Annotated in this window: 10 protein-coding genes; 4 read left to right on the plus strand and 6 right to left on the minus strand. The window is 64.4% G+C overall.

The features are described from left to right. Positions 1–118: 118 nt before the first annotated feature. Genes VFG17_RS17635 through arsH form a run of 4 tightly spaced genes read left to right on the plus strand, consistent with a single transcriptional unit; the run spans position 119 to position 2,718 of the window. Positions 119–448, plus strand: coding sequence for a metalloregulator ArsR/SmtB family transcription factor (locus tag VFG17_RS17635; protein WP_325030667.1), 330 nt, complete (start codon positions 119–121; stop codon positions 446–448). 13 nt (positions 449–461) lie between these two features. Beyond that, positions 462–890 carry an arsenate reductase (glutaredoxin) gene (gene arsC, locus VFG17_RS17640; protein WP_325030668.1) on the plus strand — a complete coding sequence of 143 codons (429 nt, stop codon included), beginning with the start codon at positions 462–464 and terminating at the stop codon, positions 888–890. A 3-nt stretch (positions 891–893) separates the two neighbouring features. Next, positions 894–1,958 carry an ACR3 family arsenite efflux transporter gene (gene arsB, locus VFG17_RS17645; RefSeq protein ID WP_325030669.1) on the plus strand — a complete coding sequence of 355 codons (1,065 nt, stop codon included), beginning with the start codon at positions 894–896 and terminating at the stop codon, positions 1,956–1,958. Between the two features lie 4 nt (positions 1,959–1,962). Further along, complete coding sequence (gene arsH / locus VFG17_RS17650) at positions 1,963–2,718, plus strand: arsenical resistance protein ArsH (RefSeq protein WP_325030670.1); 756 nt, start codon at positions 1,963–1,965, stop codon at positions 2,716–2,718. A 74-nt stretch (positions 2,719–2,792) separates the two neighbouring features. Here the strand turns inward: arsH and VFG17_RS17655 are convergent, their stop codons facing one another. From VFG17_RS17655 to VFG17_RS17680, 6 genes are all read right to left on the minus strand, one after another. Next, positions 2,793–4,151 carry an HlyD family type I secretion periplasmic adaptor subunit gene (locus VFG17_RS17655; protein WP_325030671.1) on the minus strand — a complete coding sequence of 453 codons (1,359 nt, stop codon included), beginning with the start codon at positions 4,149–4,151 and terminating at the stop codon, positions 2,793–2,795. Further along, on the minus strand, positions 4,148–5,905 hold the full coding sequence (locus VFG17_RS17660; RefSeq protein WP_325030672.1) for a type I secretion system permease/ATPase: 1,758 nt from the start codon (positions 5,903–5,905) through the stop codon (positions 4,148–4,150). The genes VFG17_RS17655 and VFG17_RS17660 overlap by 4 nt, the downstream gene beginning before the upstream one ends. Before the next feature lie 84 nt (positions 5,906–5,989). After that, positions 5,990–12,517 carry a peroxidase family protein gene (locus VFG17_RS17665; protein WP_325030673.1) on the minus strand — a complete coding sequence of 2,176 codons (6,528 nt, stop codon included), beginning with the start codon at positions 12,515–12,517 and terminating at the stop codon, positions 5,990–5,992. A 328-nt stretch (positions 12,518–12,845) separates the two neighbouring features. Then, positions 12,846–13,568, minus strand: a complete 723-nt coding sequence (locus VFG17_RS17670; RefSeq protein ID WP_325030674.1) for a response regulator transcription factor — start codon at positions 13,566–13,568, stop codon at positions 12,846–12,848. Positions 13,569–13,739: 171 nt separating this feature from the next. Continuing rightward, positions 13,740–14,762 carry a HAMP domain-containing sensor histidine kinase gene (locus VFG17_RS17675; RefSeq protein WP_325030675.1) on the minus strand — a complete coding sequence of 341 codons (1,023 nt, stop codon included), beginning with the start codon at positions 14,760–14,762 and terminating at the stop codon, positions 13,740–13,742. After that, positions 14,759–15,466: a response regulator transcription factor gene (locus VFG17_RS17680; protein ID WP_325030676.1), complete on the minus strand. Its 708-nt coding sequence runs from the start codon at positions 15,464–15,466 to the stop codon at positions 14,759–14,761. The genes VFG17_RS17675 and VFG17_RS17680 overlap by 4 nt, the downstream gene beginning before the upstream one ends. Positions 15,467–15,740: the final 274 nt, after the last annotated feature.

The following is a 15,740-nucleotide window of genomic DNA, read 5'->3' on the forward strand; positions in this document are numbered from 1 at the left end:
TGCATCCGCAATGCCCGGGAGTTGCCTGTCCGGACGCCAAGCAAGATCGGCGACGCCAACCCATCGGAAATTCACGATACGATTTGACTTGACAATATACATCGCATAATTCCGATGCATGAACCATGACGCAGCCTTGCTAGCCCTCGCCGCACTCGCACATCCGACGCGGCTCGAAGCCTTCCGGCGCCTCGTCCAGCATGAGCCGGAGGGACTTTCGACAGGCCAACTCGTCGAGCAATCAGGTCTGACCCAGAGCACCTTCTCCACGCACCTCGCCGTGCTCGCAAAGGCTGGTCTCGTTCAGTCGGAGAAGCGGGGCCGGCACTTCATCCAGCGCGCCGACATCGATGCGCTTCGTGGCCTGATGCTCTTCCTCGCGAAGGACTGCTGCCAAGGCCGTGCCGAGCTCTGCGAGCCCCTGCTTGCCGAACTCGCCTGCTGCTGATCGGAGCGAAACCGTGACTGACATCATCATCTACCACAACCCCGATTGCGGCACGTCGCGCAACACGCTCGGCCTCATCCGCAATGCCGGGATCGAACCGCATGTCGTCGAATATTTGAAGACACCGCCGTCGCGCCCGCTGCTTGAACAGCTGATAACCCGCGCCGGGATCGCGCCGCGTGATCTGCTTCGCGAAAAAGGCACCCCCTATACCGATCTCGGCCTCGACGATCGGGAGCTCGGAGATGCCGAGCTCATCGACGCAATGATGGCGCATCCGGTGCTGATCAACCGCCCACTGGTCGTCTCGCCGCTGGGGGTCCGGCTCTGCCGCCCTTCCGAAGTCGTGCTCGACATTCTCCCGACGGGCCAGCTCGGCGCTTTCGCCAAGGAAGATGGCGAACCCGTCGTCGACACCGGCGGCAAGCGCATCGGCAACTGACCAATGGCTGACACCAACCGGGAACGGCTGTCGTTCCTTGACCGCTACCTGACGCTCTGGATATTCCTCGCGATGGCGCTCGGCGTGTCGCTCGGGTCGTTCTTCGAGGGGCTGCCCGACGCAATCGATGCGATGTCGATCGGCACGACCAACATCCCGATCGCGATCGGTCTCATCCTGATGATGTATCCCCCGCTCGCACGCGTGCGCTACGACGAACTGCCCCGCGTGTTCGACGACCGCCGCGTGCTTGCGATCTCGCTGATCCAGAACTGGCTCATCGGTCCGGTCCTGATGTTCGCGCTCGCGGTCGTCTTCCTCTCGGACAGGCCAGAATATATGACCGGCCTGATCCTGATCGGCCTCGCGCGCTGCATCGCGATGGTCGTCGTCTGGAACCAGCTCGCCAAGGGCGACAATCAATATGTCGCAGCGCTCGTCGCCTTCAATTCGGTCTTCCAGATCCTGTTTTTCAGCGTCTACGCCTGGTTCTTCCTCGCCATACTGCCGCCGCTCTTCGGTCTCGAAGGCAGCGTCATCGATGTCGGCTTCGGGACGATCGCCGAGGCCGTGCTCATCTATCTCGGCATCCCCTTTGCCGCAGGCTTCCTGACCCGCCGTATGCTCTCGAAGGCCAAGGGGGATGAATGGTATGAGACGCACTTCCTCCCGAAGATCGCGCCGATAACGCTCGTCGCGCTGCTGTTCACCATCACCGCGATGTTCAGTCTCAAAGGCAGCGATATCGTCACTATTCCCGGCGACGTGATCCGGATCGCGATCCCGCTCACCATCTATTTCGTGGTGCAGTTCCTCATCAGCTTCTGGATGGGCAAGCTCATCGACGCCGACTATCCGCGCACGACTGCGATTGCCTTTACCGCCGCGGGCAATAATTTCGAACTCGCTATCGCGGTCGCGATCGCCGCCTTCGGTCTCGCATCGCCGGTCGCCTTTGCCGCCGTCATCGGTCCGCTCGTCGAGTTCCCCGTCCTCATCCTGCTCGTCAGCGTCGCTTTTCGGCTCGGTCGCCGCTGGTTCCCCGCAACCACACCCTCGGACATATAAAATCATGGCAGAACAGAATTTCACGCGCCTGCGCACGCTCGCTGACGCCGATCACCTTCCGGCTCTCAACGCCGAGTATCTCCGCGCACAGCCCGCGCTCGGCCTCGGACCTCTCGATCCCGCGCCGCGCATCCTGCTGCTCTACGGCTCATTGCGCGAACGCTCATACTCGCGGCTGGTGGTCGAGGAGACTGCGCGCCTGCTGCAGCTCTTCGGATGCGAGACGCGCATCTTCGATCCGTCGGACCTCCCCCTGCCCGATCAAGTCGCCGATGACGATCATCCCGCCGTCGAGGAACTGCGCCAGCATTCACTCTGGTCGGAAGGCCAGGTCTGGTGCAGCCCCGAACGTCATGGCCAGATCACCGGCATCATGAAGGCGCAGGTCGATCATCTCCCGCTCGCATACAAAGGCCTCCGGCCGACGCAAGGCCGCACACTCGCGGTCATGCAGGTCTCGGCAGGGTCGCAGTCGTTCAACAGCGTAAACACGCTGCGCATCCTCGGCCGCTGGATGCGGATGATCACCATCCCCAACCAGTCGAGCGTCGCAAAGGCCTATCAGGAGTTCGACGAGGTGGGCCGGATGCTCCCATCGAGCTATTATGACCGGATCGTCGATGTCGCCGAGGAACTGGTGCGCGTCACGGTGCTGACGCGCGGCCATGCCGATCAACTCGTCGACCGCTATTCGGAGCGGAAGGATCGGAAAGAACCCGTTGTGACACCGGCAGAACTGGCCAGAATTCCGGGCGCCTGACGAGCATTTCTGGCCGATAGCAGCCAGTCTGCTCTTGGGCGGAAAAGCTCGGCAGCGGACGTTTGCATATCTATTTAATGTTCGCGGCCGGCCTTCCACAGGGTTTGGGTGAGCGGTTCGAACAGATATTCGAGCGCGGTGCGTTTACGCAGCGGGACCATCACCTCGGCGGGCATGCCCGCGCGCAGGCCGTTGTCGCCGCGCAGCGCCGCGATCTTCTGCATTTCGGCCGGCGGGACCATCACCTCGATCTCGAAATATTCGAGACCCGTCCGGTTGTCCTCGAAACTGTCCGCCGACACCTTGCTGATCTTGCCCATCAGAATCGGCAGGCTGCGTTCCTGGATCCCCGAAAAGCGCACCTGCGTTTCCATGCCGCGCGACAGATCGTCAGCGTCGTTGGGCGACGCCTTCGCCAGCACGACCAGCGCCTTGTCTTTCGGCACGATCTCCATCAGCACATCGCCCGGTGCGGCGACGCCGCCGACGGTAAAGACCTTCAGACCGACGACGCGCCCGCTCGCGGGTGCGCGTACAACCGACTGCGTCAGGCGCTCGCGCGTCGCGAAGAGGCGCGGCTGCAATTCGTCGAGCCGGACCTGGACTTCGCGAAGCTGGGTCGCGACCTCTTCGAGCGTGCGGCGGTCCATCGACACCATCTGAAGCCGCGATTCGCCGATCGCTTCCTGGAGCCGCGCGACGTCCGAGTTGAGCGCGCCGAAATCGCCGTCGAGCTGCGCCGCGCTGCGCTCGATCGCCCGCAGCCGGTTCGTCGACACGAAACCACGCGCGGTCAGCGTGCGCAGCCCCGTCAGTTCCTCATGGATCAGCCGCTGCTGGATCCGGTTCGATTCGATCTGCGCGCCGTAACCGGCGATTTGCTGGTTATGCTGCGCGACCCGCTGGCCGAGCATGCCGCGTTCGGTCGCGTTCGACCGCCGGCGCGCGTCGAACAGCAGGCGCTGGCCGCGCATCGCTTCGTCGGCGAGCGCGCGGTCGCCTGCGAGGAAGCTGGAAAACTCGACCGGTTCGGCAATGCTGCCCGCCCCGTCGCGCTCGGCGATCAGCCGCGCCCGCTGTGCCAGCAGCGCGACAACCTCGCCCGTCAACCCGCGCTCCGCCGCGACCACGTCGGATGCGGATATCTTGAGCAGCACATCGCCGCGGCGCACCTCGCTGCCTTCCGCCACCATCAAGGCGGTGACGATGCCGCCATCCTTGTGCTGGACCGCCTGACGGTTGCCCGCCACCGACACCGACCCCTGGGCGAGCGCGCCGGCATCGAGCGGAGTCAGCGCCGCCCAGCCGAGCAGCCCGACGAAGAAGGCGCCGGCGATGATCAGGCCGGCCCTCACCTCGCGTCTGGACGAATCGATCGCCTCGACCGGCAGCGGCGCGCCGTGCAGGTCGTCGCCGAAGCTCATCGCGTTCATGGCTTTTTGCCCCTCTGCATCTTCACGACATTGGCGGCCGCGCGCGCGGCGCTCTGCTTGAGCTGTTCGATCACCTGTTCGCGCGGCCCCTGATGTTCGATGATCCCGTTCTTCATCACCGCCAGCCGATCGGCATCGCGGAGCGCCGCCTGCCGGTGGGTGACGATCATGATGGCGGCCTCGCGCGCCTTCGCGGCGGCGATCGCGTCGCCCAGGGCTTCCTCGCCCTGGCTGTCGAGCGAGGCGTTGGGCTCGTCGAGGATCAGGATCTTGGGATCGCCATAGAGCGCGCGCGCCAGCGCGACGCGCTGCGCCTGTCCGCCCGAGAGCCGCAGGCCCCCGTCGCCGATCCGCGCATTATATCCGCCCGGCAGGTGCAGGACCATGTCGTGGATGCCCGCCGCGATCGCGGCGCGCGTGACCTTGTGGTCGATGTCGGCCGCATGCTCGCCGCGCGCGGCGGCGAAGCGCGAGATATTGTCGCCGATCGTGCCGGGAAGCAGGGTCGGATCCTGCGGCAGATAGCCGATATGGGCGGCGAGCCGCTCGCCGTCCCAGTCGCCATATTGGGCATCGTCGATGCGGACTTCGCCGCCGTCGGGCGGGATCGCGCCCGCCGCGATGCGCGCGAGCGTCGTCTTGCCAGCTCCCGACGGACCGATCACGCCGAGCACTTCGCCGGGAATGATCCAGGTCGAGACGCCGCGCAGGATCAGCGCGCTGTTGTCGGGGGTGCGCAGCAGGACGTTGGCAAGTTCGACATAGCCCTCGGGCGCGGGAAGAATGAGGCGCTCGCCGACCAGATCGTCGGTATCGCGGAACAGCGCCTCGACCGACGCCTTCGCCTGACGCGCCTGGCCCACCGAGGGCCAGGCCTGCACCATCTGTTCGATCGGCTGGAGCGCGCGCGCGAGCAGCACCGAGGCCGCGATGATCGCGCCGACCGAAATCTCCGCATGGATCGCCAGATAGGCCCCGGCGCCGAGCGCGAGCGATTGCATGAACATGCGCGCGAATTTGACGAGGCCCGAATAGCGCGTGGCGACGAACTGCGTCGTCGCGCTCGCCTCGATCCCGGCGCGGCGATCGGCGATCTGGCGCGCGACCATCGCGCGCCGCATGCCGAGCGCGCGCACGATCTCGGCCTTGTCGAACATCGCTTCCTGTCCCGCATAGGCCAGCGCCATGGCGCGGTGCCCGTCGGCGGCCGAGCGCCTGGTCGCGCGTTCGTTGAGCAGCGCGAGGCCGAGGAGAATGACGCCGCCGCCAAGGATGATCATTCCGAGCAGCGGATGGATGAGAAACGCGACGATGAAATAAAGCGGCGTCCAGGGAATATCGAACAGCGCGATCGCGGCGGGGCTGGCGACCGCGCCGCGAAAATTGTCGAAATCGCGCATCGCCTGCGCGGCGCCCGGATCTCCGCTTCCTTTGGCCCGCGCGAGCAGCCGGTCGAGGATCGGCGCCGCGAGCTGGCGATTGAGCCGCAGCGAGGCGCGCAGCATCAGCCGGCTGCGCACCATATCGAGCGCGCTGAGGCAGGCGATCGATATGCCGACGATAACGGTGATCCAGAACAGCGTCAGTTCGCCGCCCGTCGGCACGACGCGATCGTAGACCTGCATCATGTAGATGGTCGGCGCCAGGTAGAGGATATTGACGAGCGCGCTGAACAGCGCCGCCGCGGCGAAGTGCCGACGGCAGGCCGCGAACGCGGCCTTGATCTGAACCGGAACAGCGGGATCGTTACGCATGATCCTGGCCTTTTCTTCTGATGATCTTGCTCAAGGATAGGCAAGACCCGGACCGGCTGAGCCGATCCGGGTCCCCGGGGGATTTCACACATAGTCCCAATCGTTGCGGATCATGTCGAAGCGATCGATCCACCAATCATGAGCCTGTCCCGACCAGCGATGATGGAGCTGGGGTGTGGGATCGAGATCGGCCGCCGACGGCGTGCCGCCTTCCGCGGGCGCGGCGAGCGGCGCAGTGCCGACGGCGCCCCCGGCGAAGCGGAAGGACGCGCCCGCAAGATCGCCCGCTGTCATGTTGTCGAACAGCATCGAGTGGCCATCGATCCGAAGAACGGCTCCGTCGCCCGATTGCGCCATCGCGACGCGCGCCGCGAAGCTCTGCGCGGTGATGCCAAGCGCGCTGAGGTCGATCACATCGTCATCGACATCGAAATCGGTCACCCGATCGTCGCCGGCACCGAAGACGAAGACGTCGTCGCCGCTACCGCCCGTCATCACGTCGTCGCCCGCGCCGCCGTCGAGCCGGTCGTCGCCCGATCCGCCGCCGAGCACATCGTCGCCGCTGCCGCCCGAGAGCAGATCGTCACCCGACCCACCCGACAGCACATCGTCGCCGGCGCCGCCTTCGAGTTCGTCGTCGCCCGATCCGCCCGAGAGCGTGTCGTCGCCGCCGCGCCCGCGGATGACGTCGTCGCCCGACCCGCCCTTCAGCACATCGTGCCCAGCCGTCCCGGTCAGCGTATCCGCATCCGAGGGCAGCGGCGTATCATCGTCGTCGTCATCGTCATGATCATCGTCGTCGTCGTCATGATGTCCATGGTCGTCGTCATCGTCGTCCGAAGCCGACGCACCGCCCGCGTTGGCAGCGGTGCCAAAGAAGGTCACGCTGTGCCCTTCGGTGGCCAGCGTCGTGCTGCCGTCGGCATTTTCGGTCGCGGTATAATCGTCAAGAGTTTTGCCGTCGGCGAGTTCGAAACGATCCTGTTCGCGCATCTGGCCCAGGATCACGTCGTTGCCGCCGCTCGACTTGAACACGACGCGGTGCGCCGACTGGAGCGCGCCGATGTCGACGATGTCGTCGCCGTCGCTGCCTTCGATCGTGATCGTGCTGGTCGACAGGCTGGTCGGAGCGAAGTCGCCGATCGGGAGGAAGGTATCGCCACCGCCGCGACCGTTGATCACGATTTCCTCGACATTGTCGAGTTCGGCGATGATGTCGGTGTTGGTGGTGCCGTTGCGCGTGATGATGATCTCGGCATTGGCGTTGAGTCCGGTCAGCCCCGCCGCCAGCGCCGCCGCGCGCGAATAGATGCGGAAGGTTTCCGCGCTCGCATCGCCCACGACCTTGACCGTGTCGGTGTCCGCCCCGCCATCGATGAAATCACGGCCATCGCCGACCGACCAATAGGCGGTGTCGTTGCCCGCCCCGCCGTTTACCGCGTCATTGCCCTGACCGCCAACGAGCAGATCGTTGCCCGCGCCGCCGTTGAGCGAGTCGGTGCCGGCAAAGCCGAACACCGCCTGCGACCCGCCAGCGCCTGCCGCGCCGTTGAGATTGGCGTTGTTTGCTCCGGTCCCCGCCACCACGCTATAGTTGGTGCCGGCGAAGCGCAGCGTTTCGATCGTGCTCAGCGTGTCGGTGCCTTCGGCGCCCGTCAGGTCGGTTACGATCAGATTGGTGCCGTTCGACGCCAACGCGAAGTTTGCGACGTTGCCGGCAAAGACCGCGACGTCGGTTCCGGCCCCGCCGTCGAGCCGATCGTCGCCCGCTCCGCCGTTCAGCGTGTCGCTTCCGCCCGCACCGTTCAAAATATCGTTGCCGCCGTTGCCGTTTAGCGTGTCGTTGGCCCCTGCGCCGAACAGGCCGCTGGTGCCATCGGCGATATCGTCGCCGGCGGTGCCGTTGAACGTATTGGCGAGGAAGGGAACCGCGTCCCAATTGTCACCGACGACACCGGTCGGCGCGGAAACGAGCGTTTCCTGATGCCCCGCGCCGTCGGTGAAGCTGACACTGACGCGCAGCAGTCCGCCGACCTGGCCGCCGATACCGAGAATGCCGTCGGTCGGGGTAAAGGACGCCCCCGTCCCGCCGGTCAGGACGTTATTCCAGGTCGCCCCATTGTCGCTCGAAACCTGCCACTGATAGCCGAACGCGCCGAGGCCGTTTTCATCCTGGATCGAGCCGACATTCGCCGTCAGCGCCTGACCTTCGGTCGGGGTAAGGTCGCTGATCACCGGTACACCGGTCGCGGGTGTGTTGATCAGCCCCGCGGTCGAAATCCGCTGGTCGCCGAACTGCAGCCATTCGACATTATGGACCTGATCGATGCCGTCGGATTCGCGGTTGCGGCCAGTGACGGGGTCGATCGCGCCGCCGGTCTGATCGACATGTTCGATGCGCAGCCCGCCGGTGGCGTTGCTGGTGATCGTGTAATTTTCGAGCACGTCCCAGAATACCGCGGTGTCCTCACCGCTGTCGTCGGACAGGATTTCGCGGACGATCTCCATCGCGCCCGGGTTGATCCGGCCGTCGATCATCCAGCTCGTCAGCGACTTGGTGACGCCGCCCAGCGTGACCGAATCCTCCATGCTGGTGACGCTGAAGGCGATGCCGTCCTTCGTGACGCCGGCCAGCTTGACGCTGAGATAGCGGTCGCCGTCGATCACATCGTCGCCGCCGCGGCCCTCAATCGTGTCGCTGCCCCCGCCGCCGAGCAGGATATTGCCGCCGACGAAGACCGCTTCGGTGATACCGGTCGCGCCATTCTCCCACGATCCGGTCGCCCAATAGGGCAGCGTCTGCATCAGGTCGGGGGTAATGATCTCCGACAAGCCAGCGATCCGGTCGATCCCCGCCTGATTGAGCTCATTGTAGCGGAAGCCCGTTTCGGGCGTCGGATCGGTCGTCGTGCCGCCCTCGGCATCGGCGCCGGTGCGGTCGTCGCCGCGCAGCACGTCGTTGCCGTTCCAGCCCGACAGCGCCTCGACCTGACTGAAACGATCGCGCAGCACCTCGTTGGGCAGCGTCGTGAAGATGTCGACACGCATATCGGCATCGACACCGCTCGACTGCCCCTGATGGGTCACCCAGTCATGGCCCCACATGCCGATATTCTTCTGGATGCCCTCGCCCGCGAACATGATGTCGTCGCCCGAGTCGGCGTCATAATCGGTATCGCCCTGCCCGCCGTTCAGCACGTCGTGGCCGATGATCGTCGAGTTGAAGAACAGTTCGGCCATGTCGCCGGCGATGAAGTCGAAACCCCCACCGCCCTCGACCCAGTCATTGCCCTCGTTGCCGAAGAGCATGCCCATGCCGTCGCCGCCATAGATGAAATCGTCGCCCTGACCACCGCGGATTTCGCCGTCATCGAAACCCGAGACGATATAATCCTTGCCATCACCGCCGAAGATTAGCGACATGCCGGTGCCGTCGACGATGACGTCGTTTCCGCTCTCGCCCTTCAGCACCGAGATGGCGCCGATATCGGTGCCCGCGCTGGTGATGATATCGTCGCCCGCACCGCCGTTGATGCTGTCGACGCCGTAGCCAGCTTCGATGCGGTCGTCGCCATCCTCGCCCCAGACGGTGTCGTCACCGCCGCCCGCGACGATATGGTCGTTGGCGTTGGTGCCCTGGATGACGATATGGTCGAGCCCGTTGTAGCGGATATATTCGGCCACCCCGTTGCCATCGACATCGCGGCGCTCGACGAGGCTGGAGATGCCCTGCAGCACGGCATTTTCGTGCACCGGGTCGGCGGTGTTCGTCATCGCCAACTGCTTGCTATAATCCATGTAAAGGATGTGATCGGGGGTCGAGAAGATGTCCGCCGGCAGCGCGAAGCCGTCGAGGTCGGTATTCTTCTTGACCATCTTCGCGAGCGAGTTGTTTTCCAGCTCGGTCAGCAGGTTGAGACCCTGCGTGCGCGACAGATAATAGAAGCGGTCCGAATCCTGCAGATTTTCCATCTGCATCTGGAACACGAAGGAGAAGGTCGATCCCAGCATGCCGCCGAACGCCATCTTCTTTTCGGCCAGGCCGCCGATCCAGAGGTCGACGTCGTTGAGCCCGCCGAGGCTGCCGCCCGCATAGGCGCCGGTGGCGTTGAGGAAGTCGAGCCGGTCGCCCGGCGCGCCCTCGCCGCCGAAGACGAGCGCCATCGCGGCGTCGCGCTTGCCCTCGATGGTCGTTTCCGCGGTGATCGTACCATGCGTGCCATAGGCCGCGATGAAGTTGATCACCGATTCGGGGTTGCGCATGTTGAGCGCGAAGTCGGTCCAGCTGGTATAGGGGCGCAGCAGCGTGTCGCCCATCGCCATATCCTGGAACTGTTCGCGCGCCTGATTGAGCGTCGGCATGCCGGTGTCGCGGCCGCGCGCGATGTTGAGCGCGGCCAGGTCGAGCGGAATGCCGACAAGCTGATTGCGCAGCACGTCGGTGACGAATTCGTCGATCTCGTTGCCGACCTGCATCGTCATGCCGCGCACGATCGCCGCCGCCGCCTCGCGGTGATCGACCGTGTCCGATCCGAACGCCAGCGGATTGAGGAAGGCGTCGAACAATTCCATGTTGGTCACGGTGCCGTCCGCATTCTGCTGATCGACCGTCTGGTTCAGCATCGAATGGCCGAAGCGATAGACGACGTTCGCGAACTCGGCGAAGATCGCCGGGTTCAGTTCGACATCGGGCTCGACGAGGAAGATGTCGACGTCGGGCTGGATCTTGCGCGCGAACTCTTCGAAAACGAGGTGCTGATACTGCATTTCGGTCGCAAAGCGCGCCGCCTGGAACAGGCGTTCGCCATCCCACGCCAGCCCGTCCATCGTCGCGGGAATGCTCGTCACATCGACGGCAAGCCACTGGTTGAGGAAAGCGAGATCGCCGGATTCGAACGCCGTCTTCTTGATCTCGTCGACCTGCCGGTTGTGTTCGGAGTGAAAGACGTGGTGAACGGCGGTCAGACCGATATTCTCGTTCCCGCGCCCGTCGCCCGTGATGTAGTGCGCGTCGAGCAGCTCGTCGTCATATTGCGTCTGCTGGCCGCGCGTGTTGAAGCCGCCCGAATAGCCGACGGCATCGTCGGCATCCTGTTGCAGCACGCCGCCGGCGACCACCGGCACCGCCGCATGGGCGATGTCGTCGAGGAAGGCGTTGCCGGTGCGCGCCGCCGAAACGGTTTCGCCCGCCTCGATCACATTGTCGCCGCCCGATCCCATAATCACCGTTCCCACGGGAAGCTGGATCGCCGACGGGTTGATCGGGCTCGCAAGGCTGCCCTCGACATAGATGGGCTCGCCCTCGGGCGTGAAGGCGGCGAGAATCTGCGGCAAGCCGTTCGGGCCACGGATGAATTCGCCATAGGGATCCATCCGGAAGACGGGCACCTGTGTGACGTCGGCGTCGGTCAGTTCGATGCCGAGCATGGTGCGCGCCTGTTCCTTGACGTCGGCCCAGGTCGCCATGCCACGCTCGCCCTCGAGCAGATGGCCCGTCGAGACGGGCTTGCCGCCCACCATTTCATATTCGCGCAGGAACAGCTGGTGTGAGGCGTTCGACGTATAGGTCTGGTTCTGATCGACCCAGGGCGTGGTGACGTTGCCCGCGCCTTCGCCCACCGTCGCGCGCGTCATCGCCATGAAATTGGTGTGCGGACTGTCGGGGTTATAAAGCGGATCGTCGGGCTGGAGCGGGATGTAGACCGTCCCATTGCCGCCCTTGGAGACGAGATCGAGGCCGTGGTCGAAGAACTGACCAAAGAGGGTAAACCAGCCGTTGTAGGATGCCGACAGGCCCTCATCGGGCGACACGTTGCGCAGGAGGACGCTATTGCCGTCCATCTCGACGCCATAGTCGTCGAGGGTCGCGGAGAGCACGCCCTCGGCGACCTCGACCGCGTCCTCGGCCGCAGTGACCGCGACCTGGGCTTCGGCCTGCGCCGTAGCAGCGGCGGAAACGGCGGCAATAAGGGCGGGTATGGCGGCCGGATCGGTCTCGGCGATCAGGTTCGCGACCGCCTGATTATAGGCTTCCTGCGCGCTCGTCAGCGCCAGATTGGCCCCGGCAAGTCCCTCCAGCGCGTCGGGGTGCGCCTGCATCGCCGACCTGATGGCGGCAATGCCGTCCATGATTTCGTTTTCGGGATGCCCCGCGAGGCGGAGCGCCGCGGCGATCACCGCCGGATTGTTCAGCGTCTGGTCGACGATCAGGTTGGAAATGGTGCGCGGATCGGCGTCGACCAGCGTCCCGCCGCCAAGGCCGCCGGGGCCCGAAGGCGGGCCGTTTTCGCCGTAATTGCCGTCGGTGAAGGTGATCTGCCCCGGCGATCCCGCGCCGAAGATGATCGAATCATCGCTTTCGTTGACCCAGTTCGGCGTCGTCAGCCGGGGAAAGGCTTCGCCCGACGCGCCCCAAAGTTCGCGGCCGGGAACAAGGTTGTTGAAGCTGCCGTCGACGGTGCGCAGTCCGTTTGGAAGGAGCGGATTGTCGACGAGCAGGCGCAGCGCCTCACCCGGGTCCATCCCTTCTTCCTGCACCAGCCGGTTATGCTCCTCGGCGAGCTCGATCTGATCGAGGATGAAATTGAGGTCATGTTGAGTCAGCTTAACCATGTCACGTCTCCGGTCCTGCCTTCTCGCGAACCAGGCGCGAGCGGCCTCATCCGCAAATTCGTGCGGACGAAAGGTTGAACATAGAGCTGGTGCGGCCCCGCCAGCAGCGCCGAACGTCACGAGTCAATGGACTCGCCCGACGACTTAATGAAAGCTTAAGAAAAACTGGGAGTCAGAGTCGATTGGGCTTTCGGTATTAGCCCAAAACGGGACTCCATGAGTCCTCGGTATTATCGATCTGGTGAGACTATCTAATACTTTCGGCCATGATTGCGGCGCGAGAAACTGGCACGGTGAAATCGTGCAGTTTGATTAGCTTATGGATGTTTCAACCGAAGGCGCGCTTGCGCGGCTCATACGCCTTGCGCGCGCCGAGCAGCTGGTCGCGCATGAACACCGATGCGCCGCTCCGGCCCTCGATCACCGCCACGGCCCCGACACGATTGCGAACGCCGAGCAGGCGAAACGCGGCCGCCACATGCACTTTGACCGTGCTTTCGGAGATGCGGAGCGAGCGGGCGATTTCCTTGTTCGATTTACCCATCGACATATGGGTAAGGACTTCGCGCTGCCGTTCGGTCAGGCTGGTGATCGAGGCTTGGTGCGAACCAGAAGAGCCCGGCGCCAGCGTTTCCGCATCAACGTCGCTGACGATCGGCGGAACGTAAACCTGACCCGCAATGACCTGCCGAAAGGCCTGGAGCATGTCATCCTGCTCCATATCCTTCGGGATGAAACCATGCGCCCCTTCGCCGATGGCGCGGAGCACGGAGTCGCGGTCGCGCCGCCAATCGACGATCACCAAGGCGAGCTGCGGGTAGCGGCGGCGCAATCCGCGAATGCCATCGGGCTCCACGGGCGCGAGGTCGATTCCGCCGTCGAGAATGAGCAAGCCGGGCGCGTCGGTCGCCGCCAGCCAAGCCAGCGCCTGGTCGGCGTCGCCGGCTGTCGCAACCTCAATGGTCCTGAATTCGCGCCGGACAATGGAAGCGAGACCGCTCCGGCAAAGCAACTGCCGTTCCCAAACCAACGCCGTCGATACAGCCGACAAAATCTTTCCCCCACAGTCCATCAACGGTTGCGACCCGCTGTGAACGCCGGATAGCTGCTCGCCTTATTTTGTTCTGAGCCAGTCCGTCGCGAGGTTCGGCCCCCACCGAATCCTTCACGCCATATCCTACCGGATTTTGCTGACAGAAAGCTTACGAGGCCCGGACCTGTCTCAGGATGCTACATTCGCCCCGAAATCCAGTTCGATCGACGGCTCTTCGGGATGCGAGCGCATCGTTCCGCCATGAACTTCCACGATCCGCGCGACGATCGACAGGCCAAGGCCGGCGCCCCCGAAACTCGCATGTTCACCGCGCCGGAAACGATCCGACAGGGCCAACAATCTATCCGGGTCGATCCCGGACCCGCCGTCGGCGACCCGGATCTTTGGTCCCGGTCCGCGGATGATCATCACCTCTCCGCCCGCGGCGGTTACCCTGACGGCATTCTCGACCAGATTGCGCAGCGCCGCGGTGATGGCTTCGACGCGGCCCATAACGGGCGCGGCGCCTTCGTCGCGATAGGCGAGCGCCACCCCCTTTTGCGCGGCATCGACCGCACAGAGCTTGATCGCTTCGAGCGCCGGGTCCCGAAGGTCGATGGACCGAAACGGCTGCGGCGCGGCCGCATAGGCGTCGAGCTGCGCGAGTACGAGCAACTGTTCGACCAGCCGGTTCATCGTCGCGAGATCGGCGATTACCCGGTCGGTATCGGGGGTCTTGAGCCGTTCGAGTTCGAGCATCGCCACCGCCAGCGGCGTCTTCAGCTCATGCGCGACGTCGGCGGCGAACCCCTCCTGCCGCCGCGCCGCATCGTCGAGCCGCGATAGCAGCGCATTGACCGCCTCGGCGAAGGGCAGGGCTTCGGTCGGAAAATCGGCGAGCCGGACGCGAAAGCCCCTTTCACGGCCCGTGGCCTGATGGATGAGATCGGCGGCGTCGTGCAGCGGCCGCAGCGCGCGGCCGATCAGCCACCGGGTCGCGATCGCCAGCGGCGCGAGCAGGACGATGATCGGGAATATCACATGGTCGATGACCTCGTGCGCGATACCGATATGTCCGTATGTCCGGCGGATTTCAGCCTGGAGCAACTCGAAATCGACGACCAGAAAAGCGGCGAGCACGATACTGCCCGCAGCCGCCATCCACGCGAAACCGGAACGCAGTTCCGCAATGATCGACCGCCCGCCCGTCATCCGCCCACGGGCTCGATCATCAGATAACCGACGCCGCGGAGCGTGACGAGTTGGTCGTGCACGCCCAGCGTCGCCAGCTTTTTCCTGACCCGCGATACCAGCACCTCGATGGCATTGGGTGTAACCGGATCGTCGAAAGGATAGAGCGACGCCTCGATCTGGTCGCGGCTGACGACGCTGCCCGCCTTGACCAACATCAGCTCGAGCAGTGCCGCTTCCCGTTGGCTAAGGTGCAACGGTTCGCCGCTACAGGTGCCGGTCCGCGCAATCGTGTCGAATTCGATCGAGCCAACGGAAAGCTGCGCGCTCAAACGCGCGCCGGGCCTTCGCAACAGCGCGCGCACGCGGGCGCCAAGTTCTTCGACTGCAAACGGTTTTATCAGATAATCGTCGGCGCCCGCGTCGAGACCATCGATGCGATCTCCCAGCGCGGAGCGCGCCGTCAGCATGATCACGGGCGTCGCAAGGCCATGCGAGCGTTCGACCATCAACCATTCCCGGCCGTCGCCATCGGGCATGCCGAGGTCGAGCACGACGATGTCGTAACTGGTCGCGGCAAGCAGTTCCGAAGCCTCGGCAAGCGTCGGAGCGATGTCGCAACAAAAACCCATCGCCGAAAGGCCTTCGGCGGTCAAAGCGCCGATCCTGGCATTATCTTCAACAAGAATTATGCGCACCTTCGTCCCCTGAAAGGATTGCACCACCCTGATCGGAAATGGTCAAGCGCTACCATCTAGTCCCTATGGCTTAATGCGATCAGCCAGATAGACGGCGCCGCGATCGCGCTTGAATTATTACAATCTTGGATACAGATGTCATAATTGGCCGGGGATCGGAGGGGTAATGCGCAAAGAAGGCTGGTTTCTGGGTGCCCTTGCCTCCCTCTCCTTGCTGTGGCTCGTGCTCCACATGTTTGACATACTTTAGATCTTTACCTCATGTTCTGAGCAAACCTGATTAAGTTGCGGACCCTGACGA

Origin of the sequence: Sphingopyxis sp. (assembly GCF_035686825.1) — a bacterium.
Classification (GTDB): Bacteria; Pseudomonadota; Alphaproteobacteria; order Sphingomonadales; family Sphingomonadaceae; genus Sphingopyxis.